The following is a 20002-nucleotide window of genomic DNA, read 5'->3' on the forward strand; positions in this document are numbered from 1 at the left end:
TTCATCTTATGACAAATCCGCCGCTTCCAAAAGGTAATCCGCCAAATGTACTGCGCGGACACGGTCTGTTAATCCTTCGCGCAAAATGCCGAGCTGCATTTGCAAAAGGCATCCTGGGTTGGCTGTCACGATGACGGCTGCTTCCGTTTTTCCGGCGGCTTTCATCTTGCTGTCTAATATTCTCATAGACATCTCTGACTCTGTTATATTATAAATTCCCGCCGACCCGCAGCAGCTGTCGGCCTTTTCCATTTCTCTGTACTCAGCCCCTTTAATGCTTTTCAAAAGCATGCGCGGTTCCTCTGACGTATGCATCACATTGCGGAGATGGCAGGAGTCCTGATATGTGACGATATGAGGGGATTGCGCCTGAAGGTTCCTTTGATGGAACTTCAGTTCAACCAGTACGGATGAAAAGTCTTTGAGCTTCCGGACGAATTGTTCGGCACGGTCCGCCCATTCAGGTTCATCCTTCAGCAAATGCGGATATTCCTGAAGAAAGGCGCCGCATCCGCCGGCGTTTGTAATGATATAATCTGCGTCAAGCGCTTCAAAAGCTGCGATATTCCGCTTGGCCAGTTCTTTTCCCGTCTCTTTTTCTCCGCTGTGCCCGTGAAGCGCGCCGCAGCACGCCTGACCTTCCGGAACCGCGATCTCACATCCGGCCGCCTGTAAAAGCGCCGTTGTCGCATGATTTGTTGCTAAAAACATCGTATCCATTAAACAGCCCGAGAAAAAAGCGGCCCGTCTTTGAACGGGACCCGAGGCGGGAAGAAAACGCGGCCGTTCCTTCATGTCTTTCCGTTTCGGGACGGGCGGGAGCACTTGTTCCATTGTGCGCAGATGCTCAGGCAAAACGCGCAGCATACCGGTTTTTCTGACGGCAGTCTGCAGCCCCGATCTTTGGTATATCCCAAGAAGATTCGCCGCTGTCTGCATGCGGTTTTGATGGGGGAAAAGCCCGGTAAATGCCGCTTTCCGCAAGAGGCGTACACCCGGCTTATGTTTTTTATTTTGATGAATGATATCCCTTGCTTCTTCAAGCAGCTGTCCGTAATTGACTCCTGCCGGACAAACGGGCTCGCATGCCCGGCATCCGAGACACAGCGAAAGTGAGCGCTCAACATCTTCATCCGGCTCGATCAGTCCGTCTGTGACGGCTTTCATCAGGGCGATCCGGCCGCGCGGCGAATGGGATTCTTGAAATCCCGATTCGATATAGGTCGGACAGGAAGGAAGGCAGAAGCCGCAGCGCATACAGTTCAGCAATTCACCTTCATCCATGCGGTTTTTGAATTCTGTTTGAATTTGTTTCTGCTCTTTAGCCGTTGTCATTTCATCACCACCACGCGTTTCCTTGACGAATTGGCGAATATTTTCCCCGGGTTCAGCAGGTTTTGGGGATCAAGCGCTTGTTTGATCGCTTTCATGGCGGTGATGCCTTCTGTTTTCAGCTTCATTTCTAAATACGGCGCTTTTACGATGCCGACCCCATGTTCACCCGTTATCGTTCCTCCCAGCTCAATCGCTTTCTCAAAAATGGCGGCAAAGGCTTTTTCGACACGTTCCATCTCCTCTGTATTTCGGATATCGGTGGTGCACGTCGGATGGAGGTTGCCGTCGCCTGCATGGCCGAATGTGCAGATGGACAAGCCGTATGTGTCTGCAATCTCGTTAATGGCTCTGACCATATTGGCAATTTGTGATCTCGGCACGGTTGCATCTTCCAGAATCGTCGTCGGTTTCAGTCTGGCGAGAGCTGATAGTGCGGACCGTCTGGCCTCTGTAAGGGCGAATGCTTCCTCCTCGGTTTCAGCCGTTTGGACGGATACGGCGGCTCCGTTTTTACAGATGGCTTCGATTTTTTCCATATCGCGTCTGACCGTGTCGCTGTCACCGTCCTGTTCGATCAGCAGTACGGCTTTTGCGTCTGTCGGAAGCCCGATCTTGGCGTAATCTTCAATGACCTGCAGTGTCGGCTGATCCAGAAATTCGAGTGTTGCCGGAATGATTTTTTCAGCGATGATGGCAGAAACCGATTCTGCAGCCGCTTCAATATGTTCATAGAGTGCGAGCAGCGTTTTTTTCGTTTCCGGCTTCGGAACAAGCTTTAAAGTCGCTTCCGTCACAACACCGAGTGTCCCTTCTGATCCCACGAAAAGCCGGGTCAGATCATAACCGGCGACATCCTTTGTCAGCTTTCCCCCTGTGCGGATGATATCGCCTGAAGCCAAGACGGCTTCTAGGCCGAGGACATAATCCCGGGTGACACCGTACTTCAGTCCGCGCAGTCCGCCGGAATTTTCATTAATATTTCCGCCGATCGTCGATATTTTCATGCTGCTCGGATCAGGCGGATAAAATAACCCTTTCCGTTCAACCGCATGAATCATATCTTGCGTGATCACGCCCGGCTGGACGGTTGCCGTCAAATTTTCCTCATCAATTTCAAGAATTCGGTTCATATGTTTGAATAAAAGAACAAGACCGCCCTCAGACGGACATGTGCCGCCGCATAAGTTTGTGCCTGAACCCCTCGGCACGATCGGAATGTCATGCCTGCTGCAAATCGTTAATATACGGGACACGTCATCCGCACAGCGGGGGGCGATTACGGCATCCGGCATGGCTTGCAGCTGAGGGGCAGCATCGTACGAATACACAAGACGGCCAGCCGCCGAATCATCATAATTCTCCTTCCCGACCGCCCGGATGAACTGTTCCTTTGCCTCTCGTGAAATCATATTCTCCCAACCTCCCAATTAGAAAAGCGTTTTCATTTAATTGTAAAGAAAAATGATTTCGCAAACTATGGAGAAACATATGAAAAATGATGGTGATATCACGTGTTTTTTGTATGTTGATCTAAAAAGCGCAGCGCCAAATAAAAAGCCGTTATGTCTTCAGGGCGGTCAAGCTTCATATTTGTCAGCGATTCCAGTTTGGCAAGACGGTAGCGCAGCGTATTAATATGAATATGCATGTCATCAGCAGTGCGCTTTAACGATAACTGCCGGTCGAAAAAGGCGCGCAGCGTATCCAGAAGTTCTTCACGGCCGAGCACATGCTCGAGAACCCGCCGTGAAAATTCAGACCGCGTGCCGGGCGCAATATCGGCAAGACACATATCCAGTTTTAAATCTTCTTCAAAGACGGCCTGCTTGTCAATAGCGCCCGCCGAAAGAGCTTTCTCCGCCTGTCCGTATGATTCCGTCAGGCGTTCTCCCGGAACGATCCGTCCGATGCCGGCCGTGACAGGCTGCCCAAAAACAGTGTTGATTCTTTTGATGAGCCTCTCCTTAGAATCCGAGTTTGTCTCATGATTAATGAGAATACGCTCATTTCCCCAGCGGACAAACAGGTCTTCACGGTATTCACTTTGCCAGAGGCGCCCGAGTTCTTCTGCTTCATATTGCTCATAACGGCCTTGAATGAGTATGATTCGGCGTTGCGAATGAAGGTCTGCTGCAAGGAGCTTTGCTTTTTCTAAAAAACCCGGGGACCATTCTTTTAACTGCAGCCAATCCACCATAAAGGATTCAAGCATTCTCTCACGCCATTGCACTTCTTCCAGGTGGCGCGTTTCTTTTATAAAAAGCTCCGTCATTTTTCTGAGCAATTCCCCGAAAGGCAGGATGTCGTCAGGGCTTCCTGTCAGACCGAATACCCCGATCACCTCATGACCCGAAAAAACGGGGAGGTTCAATCCTGCTTTTACGCCCTCAAGCCGTTTTTCATCTTCTTTCGTAATGATGACATTCCGTTTTTCCCGCGCGCAGATCAGAGCTCCTTCATGAAAACATCCGGCCCGCGCAGCATTGGTGCCCGCGATGATCATTCCTTTTGTATCGGCAATAATCACTTCGCGGCTGTACATATGTTTGACTTCGGCAATCAATTTTTTTGCCAGTTCCGGCTGTAACTGCATTGGCGATCCCCCTCGCCATTATTATACAAAAAAAACCGGGTGTGCCATCACCCGGTTTCATGCTTAGTGCGCAGGTTTTAATCCGCCTTCAAGTGTTTTGAGCATTTCATTTTTTTCTGAGTCTGACGCATGCTGCCAAAGTACTTCGAATAAGACGCCGAGACCCGGAAGCATTTTTTCTTCACCGCTTTGGATGGCGTCAACGATAGTATGCTCCAGCTGATCCTGGTTATTGCCGGTCACATTGGCAATAACGGCGTTGCGTAAATTAAGATCCATTACAACCGCTCCTTTTTTCCTGAATGTGATACGCATATTCTTACCGCGCACGCGGTTTATTATGTGCTGTTCTTGAGATATAATAACAACATGCATGAAAAAAGGAGAGCGCAGAAATAAAGTGAAACGAATTGACTCGGCAAAAAACCAAAAAGTGAAGGACTGGAAAAAACTTCACACAAAAAAAGAGAGACATAAAACGAATACATTTCTGATAGAAGGAGAGCATCTGGCAGAAGAAGCGCTCAAGTCAAAGGGAACGGTAAAAGAAATTCTCGTAAAAGATGAGAGCGCCATCCCGGCCGATCTGGACATGAGCATTCCGTGCTATGTGCTGAGCGAAGATGCGTTTTCAGCCGTGACGGAAACAGAAACGCCGCAACAGATCGCCGCAGTCTGCCATATGCCGGACGAAAAGCCTGACCGGCTGAAGCGGCTGCTTCTGATTGATGCCGTGCAGGATCCGGGGAATTTAGGAACAATGATCAGAACAGCAGATGCGGCGGGGATCGACGCCGTTGTCCTTGGTGAGGGAACGGCAGATCCATACAACGGAAAAACGCTGCGTTCAGCCCAAGGATCTCACTTTCATATTCCCATTTTGAAACGTCCGCTCCATGAGTTTACCGATGAGCTGAAATCACAAGGTGTCGCGATTTACGGCACGGCGCTTGAAAACGGTGCGGCTTATCAAAGCGTGAAGCCTGAAGAATCGTTCGCGTTAATCGTCGGGAACGAGGGGGCGGGAGTGGACGCCGGCCTTCTGCAAAAAACGGATCTCAACCTGTACGTGCCGCTGTACGGACAGGCGGAGTCGCTGAATGTGGCGGTGGCGGCCGCCATCCTCGTCTATCATCTCAGAGGATAGGTTGCGCAAAGCCGCGAATTTCACTATAATAGATAGCAATAATGTAAAAACCGTGACAGAGGACGTCAATTTTTTCACAAGCTGCCTTCCAGGGAGAAAATGCCGCCGACTGAAAGCATTTTTATCGCAGCACAGAAATTGATTTTCACCTCTCGAGTTGTCACCGGGACCGCGCCAAACGCGCGTAAAGGTGAACCGGAACGATCGTTTCCGTTATGTCAATGAAGCTTCGGCAGATGAAGTCTGCCTTAAAAAGGGTGGTACCGCGGCCACAACTCGTCCCTTCTCTCAAGGGGCGGGTTTTTTTGTTTTCTGAAAAAGGCATAGAACGGTTTGGTTTACATAAAAGGAGGATGCATGATGGAAGAGAAGCTTAAACAGCTCGAACTGGAAGCTGCAGAAAAAGTTGAAGCGGCAGGTTCATTAAAAGAAGTTAACGACATTCGGGTGCAATATCTCGGAAAAAAAGGGCCGATTACAGAAGTTCTCCGCGGCATGGGCAAACTGTCCGCCGAAGAACGCCCGAAAATGGGAGCGCTCGCCAATGAAGTGAGAGAGCGCATTGCAGCAGCCATTACGGCGAAAAATGAACAGCTTGAACAAGAAGAGATGAATAAAAAACTCAGCAGCCAGACGATTGACGTCACATTGCCGGGCAGTCAGGTAAACATCGGCGGGCGCCATCCGCTGACGGTCGTTATTGAAGAAATTGAAGATTTATTTATCGGCATGGGGTATACCATCGAAGAAGGCCCTGAAGTGGAAACGGATTATTACAACTTTGAGGCGCTGAATCTGCCGAAGGAGCACCCGGCCCGCGACATGCAGGACAGCTTTTACATTACAGAAGAAATGCTGATGAGAACGCAGACGTCACCGGTGCAGACGCGCACGATGGAAAAGCATAAAGGCAAAGGCCCCGTCAAAATCATTTGTCCCGGAAAAGTGTATCGCCGCGACAACGATGACGCGACACATTCCCACCAGTTCATGCAGATTGAAGGTCTCGTCGTGGATCGCAAAATCAGCATGAGCGATCTGAAAGGAACGCTTGAATTGGTCGCCAAAAAAATGTTCGGCCAAGACCGTGAAATCAGGCTCCGTCCGAGCTTTTTCCCATTCACTGAACCTTCTGTCGAGGTGGATGTGACCTGCTTTAAGTGCGGCGGACAAGGCTGTTCCGTCTGCAAAAAAACGGGCTGGATCGAAATTCTCGGCGCCGGCATGATTCATCCGAACGTGCTGAAAATGGCCGGATTCAATCCTGAGGAATACCAGGGCTTTGCTTTCGGAATGGGTGTGGAACGGATCGCAATGCTGAAATACGGCATTGAAGATATCCGCCATTTCTATACCAATGATGTCAGATTCATTTCGCAGTTTAAACAGGCGTAAGAGGAGGATACACATGTTTGTTTCATATAAATGGTTAGAAGATTACGTTGACTTGCAGGGAATCGACCCGGCCGTGCTTGCAGAAAAAATTACGAGAGCCGGTATTGAAGTTGAGGGTATCGAGTATAAAGGGGAAGGCGTAAAAGGCGTTGTCATCGGACACGTGCTTGAGCGTGAACAGCACCCGAATGCCGACAAACTCAACAAATGCCTTGTTGATATCGGTGCGGAGGAACCCGTTCAGATTATCTGCGGCGCCCCGAATGTTGATAAAGGACAGAAGGTTGCTGTTGCAACGGTCGGCGCCGTGCTTCCCGGCAATTTCAAAATTAAAAAAGCCAAGCTGCGCGGCGAAGCGTCTCACGGCATGATCTGTTCTCTCCAGGAGCTCGGCATTGAAAGCAAGCTCGTGGCGAAAGAATATGCGGAAGGCATTTTCGTGTTTCCGAATGATGCTGAAACAGGAGCTGACGCAATGGCAGCCCTTCAGCTTGATGATGCGATTTTAGAATTGGGCTTAACGCCGAACCGCGCCGACGCGATGAACATGCTTGGCGTGGCTTATGAAGTTGCGGCTATTCTCGGCACCGAGGTAAAGCTTCCGGAGACTTCATATGAAAAAGCGGCAGAAAAAGCGGCGGACGCTGTTTCCGTCAAAATTGAAGATACGCAGGCCAATCCGCATTATGCCGCAAAAATCATTAAAAACGTCAAAATCGGCCCGTCTCCGCTGTGGATGCAGACGAAGCTGATGAATGCAGGCATCCGCCCGCACAATAACGTCGTGGACATTACAAACTTCGTCCTGCTTGAGTACGGCCAGCCGCTTCACGCTTTCGATTACGACCGGTTCGGTTCAAAAGAGGTCGTCGTCAGAAAAGCGGCGGAAAACGAAACCATCGTGACGCTGGATGAACAGGAGCGCAAGCTGTCAAGCAGCCATTTGGTCATCACAAACGGAAAAAAAGCGCAAGCCGTTGCGGGAGTCATGGGCGGAGCTGAATCTGAAGTCCGTGAAGACACTACCGCGATTTTACTGGAAGCCGCTTATTTCGACGGACAGACCGTCCGCAAAGCGTCGAGAGACCTCGGGCTGAGAAGCGAAGCGAGCGCCAGATATGAAAAAGGCATTGACCCGGCACGCGTTCTGCTGGCGGCTGAACGGGCCTGCAGTCTCATTCAGGCATATGCCGGCGGAGAAGTGCTCTCAGGCACGGTTGAAGAAAACCATCTGAAAATCGAAGCGAACAACATTCATGTATCTGTTGAAAAAGTGAACGCCGTGCTCGGCATGACAATCACTAAAGAAGAAATCATCAGCATTTACAAGCGCCTCGGTTTTGCAGTCGGTGAAGCAAAAGACGTTCTGGTCGTAACGGTGCCGTCGCGCCGCGGAGATATTAAAATCGAAGAAGACCTGATTGAAGAAGCGGCGAGATTGTACGGGTATGACAATATTCCGTCCACGCTTCCGGAAACGGCCGGCACGACAGGCGGTTTGACCCCGTATCAGGCAAAACGCCGGAAAGTGAGACGTTTCCTTGAAGGAGCGGGTCTTTCACAAGCGACCACATATTCATTGACGAATGATAAAAAAGCGGCCGCTTTTGCGATCGAAAAATCATTCAATACGATGCTTGCTCTGCCGATGAGCGAAGAAAGAAGCATTCTCAGACACAGCCTCGTGCCGAATCTGCTGGAAGCCGTTTCATACAATCTGGCCAGACAGACTGATTCCGTTGCTTTATACGAAACGGGTTCTGTATTTCTGACGAAGGAAGAAAACACAAAACCGGTTGAAAAAGAACGGGTTGCCGGAGCCGTAACCGGATTATGGCGCAAAAACCTATGGCAGGGTGAGAAAAAGCCGGTAGATTTCTTCGTCGTCAAAGGAATCGTTGAAGGCCTGCTGCATCAGTTGAATGTGTCAGACCGGATTGAATTTGTCCAGTCAGAACGCAAAAACATGCATCCCGGCCGGACCGCAAACATTCTATTGAACGGCTCACTTGCCGGATTTATCGGACAGGTGCACCCGGCAATGGAAAAAGAGCTGGATATCAAAGAAACGTATGTGTTCGAGCTTGATCTGTACGCGCTTCTGACCGAGGAAACAGAACCTGTCGTGTACACGGCGATTCCGAAGTACCCGTCCGTCACGCGCGACATTGCGCTTGTTGCAGATAAAACCGTCACAAGCGGACAGCTCGAAGCCGTGATCAAGGAAGCCGGCGGCGCGCTATTGAAAGAAGTCACTGTATTTGATGTGTACGAAGGTGAGCATATGGAAGAGGGCAAAAAATCCGTCGCCTTCTCGCTTCAATATGTCAACCCTGAACAAACATTGACAGAAGAAGAAGTGACAAAAGTCCACGAAAACGTGCTGAAAGCGCTGGAAGAAACGTATCAGGCCGTATTAAGAGGATAAAGAAAAAGCTTGCAGATCACTGGGACTGACCCCATAATATGAGACAAACAAAAAACACCTTCAAGTTTGAAAACGGATCGTTGTTATCCGAAATTAGACTTGGAGGTGTTTTTCTATGAGGACAAGAGTGAGTTATCCGGTTGAAGTCAAACAGAAGGCTGTAGAAATGAGATTGGCGGGCGTGCCTGTGAAGGAGATCATGCAGGAATTGAATATAAAGAATAAGACGCAGATTCAGACATGGGTCAGGTGGTATAAAGCTGGGGATACACATCGATTCCAACAACCTGTCGGAAAGCAATATTCTTATGGGAAAGGTCCAGAGTATTCTTCCGAATTAGAGAAACTGCAGGCAGAAAATCGTTATCTGAGACAACAGAATGAAGTGTTAAAAAAGTACAACGAATTGGAAAGGAAGCTGATAGCGAAACGCCAGTCGAGCTTGTAGAAGCATTGCGCGGCACAATGACCATAAAGGATATCTGTATTCATTTAGGTATCTCACGAGCATCTTATTATCGTTGGAAGAAGAATCTGATGAAAGATAACCCTAAATACCATTTAGAAAAACAAATCGGCACGTTGTGCCGAGAACACAAGTATCGGTATGGCTATCGGAAAATCACAGCCATATTAAAAAAGGAAATGCGTATGAATCATAAAACGGTTCAGCGCATTATGCAGAAGAATCAGTGGCAATGCCGGGTTAAGGTGAAAAAGCGCAAGAAGAATGGGCAGCCATATGCCGTGGCCGAGAATATATTGGATCGAAACTTTCAGTCTGATCGCCCTCTGGAAAAGCTAGTAACGGATATCACATATTTGCCTTATGGGCAGAAACAATTGTATCTTTCCAGTATATTGGATTTATACAATGGAGAAGTGATTGCTTTTACGATTGGCGATAGACAGGACACAGACTTTGTCTTACACACACTTGATCAGCTGCCCGCACTGCCAGAGAACTGCGTGTTACATAGTGACCAAGGTTCTGTTTATACATCTTATGAGTATCAGAAAGCTGTTAAAACAAAAGGCATTACCATGAGCATGTCCCGCAAAGGGACGCCCGCTGATAATGCCTCCATCGAATCGTTTCATTCCTCACTAAAGTCTGAAACGTTCTACCTCGACAGGTTGGAAAGCACTACGACGACCATCGTAGAACAAACTGTCGAAACCTATATACACTATTATAACAACATTCGTATTCAAACGAAACTAAACAACCAGCCGCCGGTCACATACCGACAGCTGGCTGCTTAAAGGTGTTTTGATCCCTGTCTCAAAAACGGGGGTCAGTCCCCACTCTGCAAGCTTTTTTTATTGTGGCCGTTTCCTTTCAACAAGGCGCTTCGCCTTTTGTGTATTGGCAAAATGCAGTTTAGTGAACGTTCTGAGCGCATCTTCTCCTTTATTGATGATCAGCTTGGCGGCAGCTTCATCGACGTGCGGCCCCGCGCCTTTCGGAATCGTCATCCCTGCTTCCCGGGAAAGCTTATCCATTTCAATTAAGAAAGAATACCGCGCGATGATAGAGGCTGCGGCGACGGAAAGATGTATGCTTTCCGCCTTCGTGCTGAAAAACGTTTTTTCTTTTACGATATCCCGCCCGGAAAGATGCTTAAAATAAATGCCGGGCTCTGCAAATTGGTCAATCAGAATCGCTTCCGGTTTGACGCCGTTCATTTTCCTCAGCAGATTGGAAATCGCCTGATTATGAAGGAGCGCCTTCATTTTCCCCTGACTCATGCCTTTTTCCTGCATCTGATTGTATTTTTCATTTTTTAACACAAGCAGGCTGTAAGGAATGGTTTTAATTAGCAGTTTGGCGATTTCGATAATCTGCGGATCTTTTAAATCTTTTGAATCCTTCACGCCCAGTTCTTTCATTAAAGAAAGCTTTGTTTTGTCGGCGTAGGCGCAGGCAACCGTTATCGGCCCGAAGTAATCGCCTGTTCCGACCTCATCTGAGCCGATTACCGACATGGACGCAATGCCCGCCGGGGGAGCGTAGAGCGGGTCGGCCGCTTTTTTGACGGTTTTCTTTGCTTTCGGCGCCTCAGCCGTTCCCCAGCGGGCCGCTTCTGTGCCGGCATTTTTTCCTTGAAAGAGAACCTTGCCCGAACGGTAGGCTGTAATGGTACAGCCCGGCGGCTTAGCCTGGAAGACGGCGCCCTGCGGAACGGCCGGAGTAAGGGAGCCGGCATAGGATTGTTTCATTTGTTCTATAGCGGAAGCGGATACTTTTATAACAGAATGGGACACGATATAATCTCCTTTTTTGGCACTTTTCACTGTATATACCAGTGTATCATAACAGCCTGAGGCTCGTCTTTCCATTCAATCGATAATCGTGGTATGATAGGAACTAGGATTCTCGCGGAATGGAGGAGAAACGTTGTCTGACGGCAAAAAAACCAAAACGACAGTAAACATTTACGGCCAGCACTTCACCATTATCGGGGAAGAAAGCAAAGCGCACATGCGTCATGTGGCCGGAGTGGTTGATGATAAAATGAGAGAAATCAACGAGAAAAATCCATATCTTGATATAAATAAGCTCGCTGTATTGACTGCGGTCAATGTCGTGCATGATTATATGAAACTGCAAGAAAAATATGAAATACTGGAGCGGCAGCTTAAAGAAAAGGAATGAACACCATATGATAGATATCATCATCTTAGTTTTGCTCTTGATGGGCACATTGCTTGGATTGAAAAGAGGATTTATCCTCCAATTTATATATTTAACGAGCTTCATCCTCTCGATTGCGTTTGCGGCGCTTTTTTACAAAAATCTGGCCCCGCATCTGAGCTTTATACCCGCGCCTGATTTTTCCGGCGGGCAGGCGGCTCTTTCTTTTATTAAAGGAAACGTAGAGACGGCTTATTACAACGCGATCGCATTTGTCATTTTGTTTATCATTGCAAAGATTCTGCTTCGGATTATCGGAGCGGCGCTTAATATCATCGCAAGCATTCCGGTCATTAAACAGATCAACAAACTGCTTGGCGGGGTGCTCGGGTTTGTGGAAGTCTATTTATTTGCGTTTATCCTGTTATACGTCGCATCCGTACTGCCGGTAAGCGCGCTTCAGGATATGCTCGCACAATCGACGCTTGCAAATATCATCACGCATCATACGCCGTATCTGTCTGGGCTCCTGCAAGAACTGTGGGCTCAGTACGGGGCATAAAAAACTTCTCTTGACCGGAGAAGTTTTTTTCAAGCTCTGCGTCAGTTGTGCCGGAGAAGAAAAATTTGTATGATGAAAAGCAGGAAACGACTGGGGGTTAACAGTATGCATAAAAAAGATATCATCAGGCTGCTTGAAACGATTGCGGTCTATATGGAACTGAAAGGGGACAACCCGTTTAAAATATCAGCCTTCCGAAAAGCGGCAGCGGCGCTTGAGCAGGATGACCGCAGCCTGTCGGAAATCGACGACATGATGTCTTTATCCGGAATCGGAAAAGGCACCTACGGCGTCATTCGTGAATATATGCAGGAAGGTGTGTCAAGCACGCTTCTCCAATTGCAGAAAGAAGTACCGGAAGGCTTGGTTCCTCTTTTGAAGCTTCCGGGCCTCGGAGGCAAAAAAATCGCCAAGCTGTATCAGGAGCTTGGCGTTCATGACGCGGAATCGCTGAAAGAAGCATGCGAGCAGCAAAAGGTGCAAGGGCTCGCCGGTTTCGGAAAAAAAACGGAGGAGAAAATCCTTCAGGCTCTCGGAGAAGCCGGAAAACAGCCGGAACGTTTTCCGATCGGCTATGCGCTCAGCATTGCTTCAGTCATTGAAGAACATTTGGCCCGGCTGACGGATATTCAGAAATATTCCCGGGCCGGCAGTCTCAGAAGAGCGCGGGAGACTGTAAAAGATCTCGATTACATTATTGCTACAGATCATCCGGAGGCTGTCAGAAATCAGCTTCTGTCCCTGCCGAACGTAAAAGACGTGATAGCGAGCGGGGATACAAAGGTATCAGTTATCCTGACCTTTGAATATGAGACGAGTGTGGATTTCAGGCTTGTGACAGAGGAGCAGTTTGCGACCACACTGCATCATTTTACCGGCTCTAAAGATCACAACATTAAGATGCGCCAGCTGGCGAAAGAGCGCGGCGAACGGATCAGCGAATACGGGGTAGAAACCATAGAAACGGGAGAAGTCAAAACTTTTCCGAGTGAAGAAGCCTTTTACGCCCACTTCGGTCTGCCGTTTATTCCTCCGGAGCTCAGAGAAAGCGGGCAGGAGGTCGACACGTACCTGGAAGAAATAGACCTTGTGGAGCAAAAAGCGATAAAAGGCGATCTCCACATGCACTCAGCCTGGAGTGACGGCGCTTTTTCCATCAGGGAAATGGCAGAAGCGTGTATGGCAAAAGGCTATCAGTACATGGCGATCACCGACCATTCCCAATATTTAAAGGTAGCCAACGGGTTAACGGCCGAACGGCTCAGAAAACAAGCGGAAGAAATTGACGCGTTAAACGCTGAGTTTGAAAACTTTCATATTTTTAAAGGCGTAGAAATGGACATTCTCCCCGACGGTTCGCTTGATTATGATGACAGTGTGCTGTCTGAAATGGATCTTGTCATCGCATCCATTCATTCAAGCTTCAGCCAGCCGGAGCATGTCATTATGAAACGGCTGGAACAGGCGCTGACGAATAAGCACGTGGACATTATCGCCCACCCGACGGGCCGCCTGATCGGCAGACGGGCCGGCTATGAAGTCGACATCGACATGCTGATTGAGCTCGCAGCCAAAACAAATACGGCGCTTGAGCTGAATGCAAACCCCGCGCGCCTCGATTTACGGACTGAGCATCTGATCAAAGCAAACGAAAAAGGCGTGACTTTGGTCATTAATACGGATGCCCATAATATAGAGATGCTCGATGACATGAAAACGGGCGTGACCGCTGCGCGCAAAGGCTGGACTGAAACAAAGCATGTGTTAAACGCCCGGCCGTTACATGAGGTCAAAGCATTTCTGACGCGCAATGATTAAGTAAGGAGGACCATAAAACCGTGCAGCAAAAAGTGTTATCATCACTTGAATTTCATAAAGTAAAAGAACAGATTACCGCTCATGCCGCCTCATCGCTCGGCCGGGAAAAGCTTCTGCAGCTGAAGCCTTTGACGGATCTCGCTGACATCCAAAAACAGCTGGATGAAGTCGAAGAAGCATCCGCGGTCATGCGCTTAAGAGGCCATGCTCCGTTCGGCGGGCTGACCGATATAAGATCGGCTTTGCGGCGGGCGGAAATCGGCAGCGTGCTGACTCCGGCGGAATTTACCGAATTGTCCGGGCTGCTGTATGCCGTTAAACAAATGAAGCACTTTATCAGCCAAATGACAGAAGACGGCGTCAGCATTCCGCTGATACAGGCCCATGCAGAAGAACTGATTACATTGGGCGATTTGGAAAGGGAGATTAACTCCTGCATTGATGATCACGGCGAAGTGCTTGATCATGCATCTCCCGCCCTAAGAGGAATCCGGACGCAGCTCAGGACGCTTGAATCAAGAGTGAGAGACCGGCTTGAATCGATGCTGCGTTCATCTTCCGCTTCAAAAATGCTGTCTGACACCATCGTTACGATCCGGAATGACCGCTTTGTCATTCCGGTCAAACAGGAATACAGATCAAGCTACGGCGGAATCGTGCATGATACATCTTCATCCGGTGCGACGCTTTTTATTGAACCGCAGGCGATCGTAGATATGAACAACTCGCTTCAGCAGGCGAAGGTAAAAGAAAAACAGGAAATCGAACGGATTCTCCGGATGCTGACGGAGCATACGGCTGAACACACACATGAAATCGCTAAAAATGTAGAAGTGCTGCAGACATTGGATTTCATTTTCGCCAAAGCGAGATACGCAAAAGCGATGAAGGCGACAAAACCATTCATGAACGGAGACGGCTTTATCCGTCTCAAAAAAGCGCGCCATCCGCTGCTGCCCCAAGATCAAGTCGTCGCCAACGATATTGAACTGGGCGGAGATTATTCAACGATCGTCATCACGGGCCCGAATACGGGCGGTAAAACCGTTACGTTAAAAACACTCGGGCTGCTGACGATAATGGCGCAGGCAGGATTGCACATACCGGCTGATGAGGGATCGGAAGCCGCCGTATTTGACAATGTGTTTGCCGATATCGGCGATGAACAGTCGATCGAACAAAGTCTGAGTACGTTCTCATCCCACATGGTCAATATCGTCAGTATTTTAAAAGAAGTGTCTGAAAACAGTCTTGTGCTGTTTGATGAACTCGGTGCCGGAACAGACCCGCAGGAAGGGGCGGCGCTTGCCATGAGCATTCTTGACGAAGTCCACCGGACAAACGCCAGAGTGCTTGCGACAACCCATTATCCGGAACTGAAAGCATACGGATATAACCGGCAAGGCGTCATGAATGCCAGCGTTGAATTTGACATTGAAACACTTTCGCCTACCTATAGGCTCCTGATCGGAGTACCGGGCCGAAGCAACGCATTTGAGATTTCAAGACGCCTCGGTCTGCCGGAGCATATCATCGGCCAGGCGAAGTCAGAAATGACCGCCGAACACAACGAAGTCGATCTGATGATCGCATCGCTTGAAAAAAGCAAAAAAAGAGCGGATGAAGAGCTTTCTGAAACCGAATCAATCAGAAAAGAAGCAGAAAAACTGCACAAAGAGCTTCAGCAGCAAATCATTGAGCTGAACGCCCAAAAAGATAAAATGATGGAAGAAGCCGAACAAAAAGCGGCGGAAAAACTGGAGGCCGCTGCAAATGAAGCCGAACAGATCATCCGCGAGCTCCGGTCCATCAAGCAAGAACACAGATCCTTTAAGGAACACGAGCTGATTGATGCCAAAAAACGTCTCGGAGACGCGATGCCGGCTTTTGAAAAATCAAAGCAGCCGGAAAGAAAAACAGAGAAAAAACGCGAGCTGAAGCCGGGCGACGAAGTAAAGGTGCTCACATTCGGACAAAAAGGGGCGCTGCTTGAAAAAACCGGCGAGAAAGAATGGAACGTCCAAATCGGCATCCTCAAAATGAAGGTGAAGGAAAAAGATCTCGAGTTTCTCAAATCGGCTCCTGAACCGAAAAAAGAAAAAGCAATCACCGCCGTAAAAGGGAAGGATTATCACGTATCCCTTGAACTTGACCTCAGGGGAGAGCGTTACGAAAATGCCCTCAGCCGCGTCGAAAAATATTTAGATGACGCGGTGCTTGCCGGCTATCCGAGAGTGTCCATCATTCACGGAAAAGGCACGGGCGCCCTCCGCAAAGGGGTGCAGGATCTTCTGAAAAACCACCGCAGCGTGAAAAGCTCGCGGTTCGGGGAAGCGGGAGAAGGAGGATCAGGCGTAACGATTGTCGAACTAAAATAAAAAGGGAGAAAACGTCATGAATGCTTTTTGGGAAAATGAGCTTGTTGAAATCGCGGCTTATTACAGTGTGGCTGTCTTGTGTCTCGTCATTTTTCTGACCGTGTTTGAATTGGTGACATCCTATAAAAACTGGGTGGAAATTCAAAAAGGCAATCTTGCGGTGGCAATGGCGACCGGAGGGAAAATTCTCGGTATCGCGAATGTCTTTCAGCACAGCATCGCCCAGCATAATTCGCTTTTGCAAATGATCGGCTGGGGCGTATACGGATTTATTATGCTTTTAATCAGCTATTTTATCTTTGAATTTCTGACGCCCCGGTTTAAAATTGATAAAGAAATCGAAAAAGATAACAGAGCTGTCGGCTTTATTTCATTTGTCATCTCAGTCGGCCTGTCATTTGTGGTGGCCGCCGGGATTTAAGGGGACGGGGAAAAATGGAGAAGCTTGCGAAAGTGCTGCTGTCGGCAGCGGGAATTTTTCTGTTCATCGGACTTATTTATCTGGTCATCACATCTTAATACGGAAAAAAGGCTGCCGAATTGAAATCGGCAGTCTTTTTTATTGAGAATACCAATTGATGCACATCGTATCAGAGCAAATGACGGCTTCCCAATTCATGGCGCGGATAACAGACTGCATGTCTTGGTCCTCCATGAGAAAGAGTGTTGTGAAAGAATCGTACATACTCATAAAAGCCGCGCGCCGCTTTACATCAGCAATCATCATGTCAGCCTGCAGCAGTCCGCATACATCCGAAGGCGACGTTTGCTTGAGCGAAAATAGGCCTTCCGCTTCGATCGGCTCATAAAAAGTGCAGCGCTCAATGCCTTTTGAACGAAACACGTCCAAGAGTCCCGGTATTAAAAATGGCGAAGTGACATCATCGCTCGGCAAGTACAGATCGGGATGATGAAGCCGTTTTAACAGCTCGGCGGATTCAGGCTGTGCATATTCATCCCGAAGTGCCATGACAGCGGTCATCAGCGCAAGCGCGGTCTCTTTTTCAGAGCGCAGTCCGCAGACGGTCATGGCGGTTTTCCAGGAAACGGGTCTGCCCGTTGCGATGATCTCCTCATCACTCGGATAAATATGCTCAAAAGGCCGCTTGCGCTTTTGCGCTTCCCACCCATCCGGCATTCGGACAAAGGGATGAAGCAAAAAGGCGGCTGAGGTAAACGGCTTCGGCAGCTGGCGCAGGATAGGAACTCCCTCTTCAAAATGCAGTGTTTCCAGCAAACTCAACACCTCCTGAACTCGAAAATAACATGAAACGCTTTCCAATTCCAATCAGCCTTCTGCTATAATAATAGCGTATAGGAAAACAGAAGGGAGAGGTTTTATGCAGTCTGAAAAGCCATGGCTTTCTCAATATCCCGAAGAGATTCCGCATGAGCTTGAATTTACCGGTCAAACCCTGCCATCCAATCTGACAAACTCCGCAGCTCAATTCCCGAACCATACCGCCATTTATTTTCTCGGAAAAAAACTCACATTCCAAGACGTTCTCACAGATTCATTAAAGCTAGCCGCTTTTTTACGTAAAACAGGCCTGAAAAAAGGCGACAGAGCCGCCATTATGCTGCCCAATTGTCCCCAGTCGGTCATCGCATTTTACGGCGTATTGTTTGCCGGGGGCATAGTCGTTCAGACCAATCCTCTCTACACAGAACACGAACTTGAGTATCAGCTGCAAGACAGTTCGCCGCGCGTGATCATCACCCTCGATATGCTGTTTCCGAAGGTGATGAAAATGAAAACGTTGTCAATCGTTGAACGCATTATTACAACCAGTATCAAAGACTTTTTGCCGTTTCCGAAAAATATGCTTTATACACTCACGCAAAAAAAACAGGTGCATATCGATTATGACGAACATGAACAGATTCACAGCTTAGCGGACATTTTAAAAAATGAAAAAGCGGAGAAGGCGGAGGAATTTGACATTGATCCTGAGCATGACATCGCCGTGCTTCAATACACGGGCGGAACAACCGGCTATCCGAAAGGCGTCATGCTCACGCACAAAAACATTCAGGCCAATACAGAAATGGGCGCCGCCTGGATGTACAAAATGAAAAAGGGAGCCGAAAAAGTGCTCGGCATCGTACCTTTTTTTCATGTGTACGGATTAACCGCCGTGCTGAATTTCTCCATCATGCAGGGGTGTGAAATAATTCTGCTTCCTAAATTCAATCCCTTGGATACCTTGAAAACAATCGACAGGCAAAAGCCGACAGTTTTTCCGGGAGCTCCGACGATTTACATCGGGCTTTTGCATCATCCGGAACTGAATAAATATGATCTGTCCTCCATAAAAAGCTGTCCGAGCGGTTCAGCGGCGCTGCCGGTCGAAGTCAAACAGAAATTTGAAAAAGTGACCGGCGGAAAGCTTGTGGAAGGCTACGGATTATCCGAAGCATCACCGGTGACCCATTCAAATTTCATCTGGGGAAAAAATAAGCCCGGCAGCATCGGCTGTCCCTGGCCCAATACCGACGCCGGAATCTATTCAGAAGAAAAAGGCGGGCTTGCGGAGCCGTATGAACACGGCGAGCTGATCGTAAAAGGCCCGCAGGTTATGAAAGGTTATTGGAACAGGCAGGAGGAGACGGCCCGTGTTATCAGAGACGGCTGGCTGTTTACCGGTGACATGGGATATATGGATGAGGAAGGATTTTTCTACATCGCCGACAGGAAAAAAGACATCATCATTGCCGGGGGATACAACATTTACCCTCGTGAGGTGGAAGAGGCGCTGTATGAGCATGAAGCCGTTCAGGAAATCGTCGTAGCGGGCGTGCCTGATTCCTACAGAGGGGAGACGGTGAAAGCATTTGTCGTTTTGAAAAAAGGCGCCGAAGCGGATGCCGATGAGCTTGATGCGTTTGCCAGAGAGCGGCTTGCGCCGTACAAAGTCCCGAAGCTGTACGAATTCAGAAAAGAGCTTCCGAAAACGGCCGTCGGAAAGATATTAAGAAGGCGTCTGGTCGAAGAGGAAGATGCTTCCCATGAAAACAAGGTGCCTTAAAAGAAAAACTTGACAAAACCGGGAATCCTTTTTATCATGAAGTTATGAATGAATAGTCATTCATTTATTGAAGGAAGGAACGATGACATTGAACCAAAAACGGCCAAAGTATATGCAGATCATTGATGCAGCAGTAGAAGTCATAGCGGAAAACGGCTATCACCAATCACAGGTGTCCAAAATCGCCAAGCAGGCCGGCGTTGCGGACGGCACCATCTATTTATATTTCAAAAACAAAGAGGATATACTCATTTCTCTTTTTAAAGAAAAGATGGGCCAGTTCATTGAACGCATGGAAGAAGAAGTGAAAGAAAAAACGACGGCAAAAGAAAAACTCGCTCTCGTCATTAAGCAGCACTTCACACTGCTCGGCAATGACCGCCACCTCGCGATTGTGACCCAGCTTGAGCTCAGACAGTCGAATATCAAGCTGCGCCTGAAAATCAATGATATTTTAAAAGGTTATTTAAACATGCTGGACACCATTTTGACCGAAGGAATCGAGTCGGGCGAATGGAAAGACAATCTCGACGTCCGCCTCGCCCGGCAGATGATATTCGGGACGATAGATGAAACAGTGACAACATGGGTGATGAACGATCAGAAATATAATCTTCCGGATTTGTCAGACAAGGTATTGGAACTGTTGGTGTCAGGGATTCATCAAAACTAAAGGGGG

Annotated in this window: 17 protein-coding genes; 11 read left to right on the forward strand and 6 right to left on the reverse strand. The window is 48.5% G+C overall.

The genetic code is table 11. From position 1 onward, the window contains the following. Positions 1-6: 6 nt before the first annotated feature. The 4 genes from ACQE26_RS10310 to sspI form a co-directional block, all read right to left on the reverse strand. Positions 7-1335 (reverse strand): (Fe-S)-binding protein, encoded by a 1329-nt coding sequence (locus ACQE26_RS10310; RefSeq protein WP_500469255.1) that lies wholly within the window; start codon positions 1333-1335, stop codon positions 7-9. Further along, complete coding sequence (gene glcD / locus ACQE26_RS10315) at positions 1332-2744, reverse strand: glycolate oxidase subunit GlcD (RefSeq protein WP_500469257.1); 1413 nt, start codon at positions 2742-2744, stop codon at positions 1332-1334. The genes ACQE26_RS10310 and glcD overlap by 4 nt, the downstream gene beginning before the upstream one ends. A gap of 98 nt (positions 2745-2842) precedes the next feature. Then, complete coding sequence (locus tag ACQE26_RS10320; protein WP_500469259.1) at positions 2843-3928, reverse strand: CdaR family transcriptional regulator; 1086 nt, start codon at positions 3926-3928, stop codon at positions 2843-2845. 63 nt (positions 3929-3991) lie between these two features. Then, positions 3992-4207 (reverse strand): small acid-soluble spore protein SspI, encoded by a 216-nt coding sequence (gene sspI / locus ACQE26_RS10325; protein ID WP_045925240.1) that lies wholly within the window; start codon positions 4205-4207, stop codon positions 3992-3994. 121 nt (positions 4208-4328) lie between these two features. On the opposite strand from sspI, the gene ACQE26_RS10330 reads away from it, so the two are divergent. The 4 genes from ACQE26_RS10330 to ACQE26_RS10345 all read left to right on the forward strand — a co-directional run bounded on the left by ACQE26_RS10330 (position 4329) and on the right by ACQE26_RS10345 (position 10164). Continuing rightward, positions 4329-5075 (forward strand): TrmH family RNA methyltransferase, encoded by a 747-nt coding sequence (locus tag ACQE26_RS10330; RefSeq protein ID WP_500469262.1) that lies wholly within the window; start codon positions 4329-4331, stop codon positions 5073-5075. Between the two features lie 360 nt (positions 5076-5435). After that, positions 5436-6470 (forward strand): phenylalanine--tRNA ligase subunit alpha, encoded by a 1035-nt coding sequence (gene pheS, locus ACQE26_RS10335; protein WP_016938647.1) that lies wholly within the window; start codon positions 5436-5438, stop codon positions 6468-6470. Positions 6471-6483: 13 nt separating this feature from the next. Beyond that, a complete protein-coding gene (gene pheT, locus ACQE26_RS10340; RefSeq protein ID WP_500469264.1) occupies positions 6484-8898 on the forward strand; it encodes a phenylalanine--tRNA ligase subunit beta in 2415 nt (804 codons plus the stop codon). Positions 8899-9013: 115 nt separating this feature from the next. Then, a protein-coding gene (locus tag ACQE26_RS10345; protein WP_500469265.1) for an IS3 family transposase occupies positions 9014-10164 on the forward strand; the annotation gives its coding sequence in 2 pieces (ribosomal slippage) (positions 9014-9287 and positions 9287-10164; 1152 coding nt in all). 57 nt (positions 10165-10221) lie between these two features. Here ACQE26_RS10345 and rnhC read toward each other — a convergent pair. Then, entirely contained in the window at positions 10222-11166 is a 945-nt protein-coding gene (rnhC, locus tag ACQE26_RS10350; protein ID WP_060964603.1) for a ribonuclease HIII, read from the reverse strand. A 133-nt stretch (positions 11167-11299) separates the two neighbouring features. Here rnhC and zapA point away from each other — a divergent pair, with 133 nt between their 5' ends. From zapA to ACQE26_RS10375, 5 genes are all read left to right on the forward strand, one after another. Beyond that, entirely contained in the window at positions 11300-11557 is a 258-nt protein-coding gene (zapA, locus tag ACQE26_RS10355; RefSeq protein ID WP_007408114.1) for a cell division protein ZapA, read from the forward strand. 7 nt (positions 11558-11564) lie between these two features. Continuing rightward, entirely contained in the window at positions 11565-12098 is a 534-nt protein-coding gene (locus tag ACQE26_RS10360) for a CvpA family protein (protein WP_438420349.1), read from the forward strand. Between the two features lie 105 nt (positions 12099-12203). Beyond that, a complete protein-coding gene (gene polX, locus ACQE26_RS10365) occupies positions 12204-13916 on the forward strand; it encodes a DNA polymerase/3'-5' exonuclease PolX (protein WP_500469267.1) in 1713 nt (570 codons plus the stop codon). 20 nt (positions 13917-13936) lie between these two features. Next, positions 13937-16294 carry an endonuclease MutS2 gene (locus tag ACQE26_RS10370; protein ID WP_060964606.1) on the forward strand — a complete coding sequence of 786 codons (2358 nt, stop codon included), beginning with the start codon at positions 13937-13939 and terminating at the stop codon, positions 16292-16294. A gap of 16 nt (positions 16295-16310) precedes the next feature. Further along, the gene (locus ACQE26_RS10375; RefSeq protein ID WP_003152541.1) at positions 16311-16715 is read left to right on the forward strand and encodes a DUF350 domain-containing protein; all 405 of its coding nucleotides are present in this window, start codon (positions 16311-16313) and stop codon (positions 16713-16715) included. A 138-nt stretch (positions 16716-16853) separates the two neighbouring features. Here the strand turns inward: ACQE26_RS10375 and ACQE26_RS10380 are convergent, their stop codons facing one another. Further along, positions 16854-17531: a DUF2711 family protein gene (locus tag ACQE26_RS10380; protein WP_500469270.1), complete on the reverse strand. Its 678-nt coding sequence runs from the start codon at positions 17529-17531 to the stop codon at positions 16854-16856. Between the two features lie 103 nt (positions 17532-17634). Here ACQE26_RS10380 and ACQE26_RS10385 point away from each other — a divergent pair, with 103 nt between their 5' ends. Both ACQE26_RS10385 and fadR read left to right on the forward strand, forming a co-directional pair. After that, the gene (locus tag ACQE26_RS10385) at positions 17635-19323 is read left to right on the forward strand and encodes an AMP-binding protein (RefSeq protein WP_500469272.1); all 1689 of its coding nucleotides are present in this window, start codon (positions 17635-17637) and stop codon (positions 19321-19323) included. 88 nt (positions 19324-19411) lie between these two features. After that, complete coding sequence (gene fadR, locus ACQE26_RS10390) at positions 19412-19996, forward strand: fatty acid metabolism transcriptional regulator FadR (protein ID WP_500471485.1); 585 nt, start codon at positions 19412-19414, stop codon at positions 19994-19996. Positions 19997-20002 lie beyond the last annotated feature (6 nt).

The sequence above is a fragment of the Bacillus sp. 5RYD7K genome (genome assembly GCF_059831465.1).

Bases quoted from the DNA above. Each gene is read 5' to 3' on its own strand.
- ACQE26_RS10310 (WP_500469255.1), bottom strand. From the start codon at position 1,335: ATGACAACGGCTAAAGAGCAGAAACAAATTCAAACAGAATTCAAAAAC.
- glcD (WP_500469257.1), bottom strand. From the start codon at position 2,744: ATGATTTCACGAGAGGCAAAGGAACAGTTCATCCGGGCGGTCGGGAAG.
- ACQE26_RS10320 (WP_500469259.1), bottom strand. From the start codon at position 3,928: ATGCAGTTACAGCCGGAACTGGCAAAAAAATTGATTGCCGAAGTCAAA.
- sspI (WP_045925240.1), bottom strand. From the start codon at position 4,207: ATGGATCTTAATTTACGCAACGCCGTTATTGCCAATGTGACCGGCAAT.
- pheS (WP_016938647.1), top strand. From the start codon at position 5,436: ATGGAAGAGAAGCTTAAACAGCTCGAACTGGAAGCTGCAGAAAAAGTT.
- pheT (WP_500469264.1), top strand. From the start codon at position 6,484: ATGTTTGTTTCATATAAATGGTTAGAAGATTACGTTGACTTGCAGGGA.
- ACQE26_RS10360 (WP_438420349.1), top strand. From the start codon at position 11,565: ATGATAGATATCATCATCTTAGTTTTGCTCTTGATGGGCACATTGCTT.
- polX (WP_500469267.1), top strand. From the start codon at position 12,204: ATGCATAAAAAAGATATCATCAGGCTGCTTGAAACGATTGCGGTCTAT.
- ACQE26_RS10375 (WP_003152541.1), top strand. From the start codon at position 16,311: ATGAATGCTTTTTGGGAAAATGAGCTTGTTGAAATCGCGGCTTATTAC.
- ACQE26_RS10385 (WP_500469272.1), top strand. From the start codon at position 17,635: ATGCAGTCTGAAAAGCCATGGCTTTCTCAATATCCCGAAGAGATTCCG.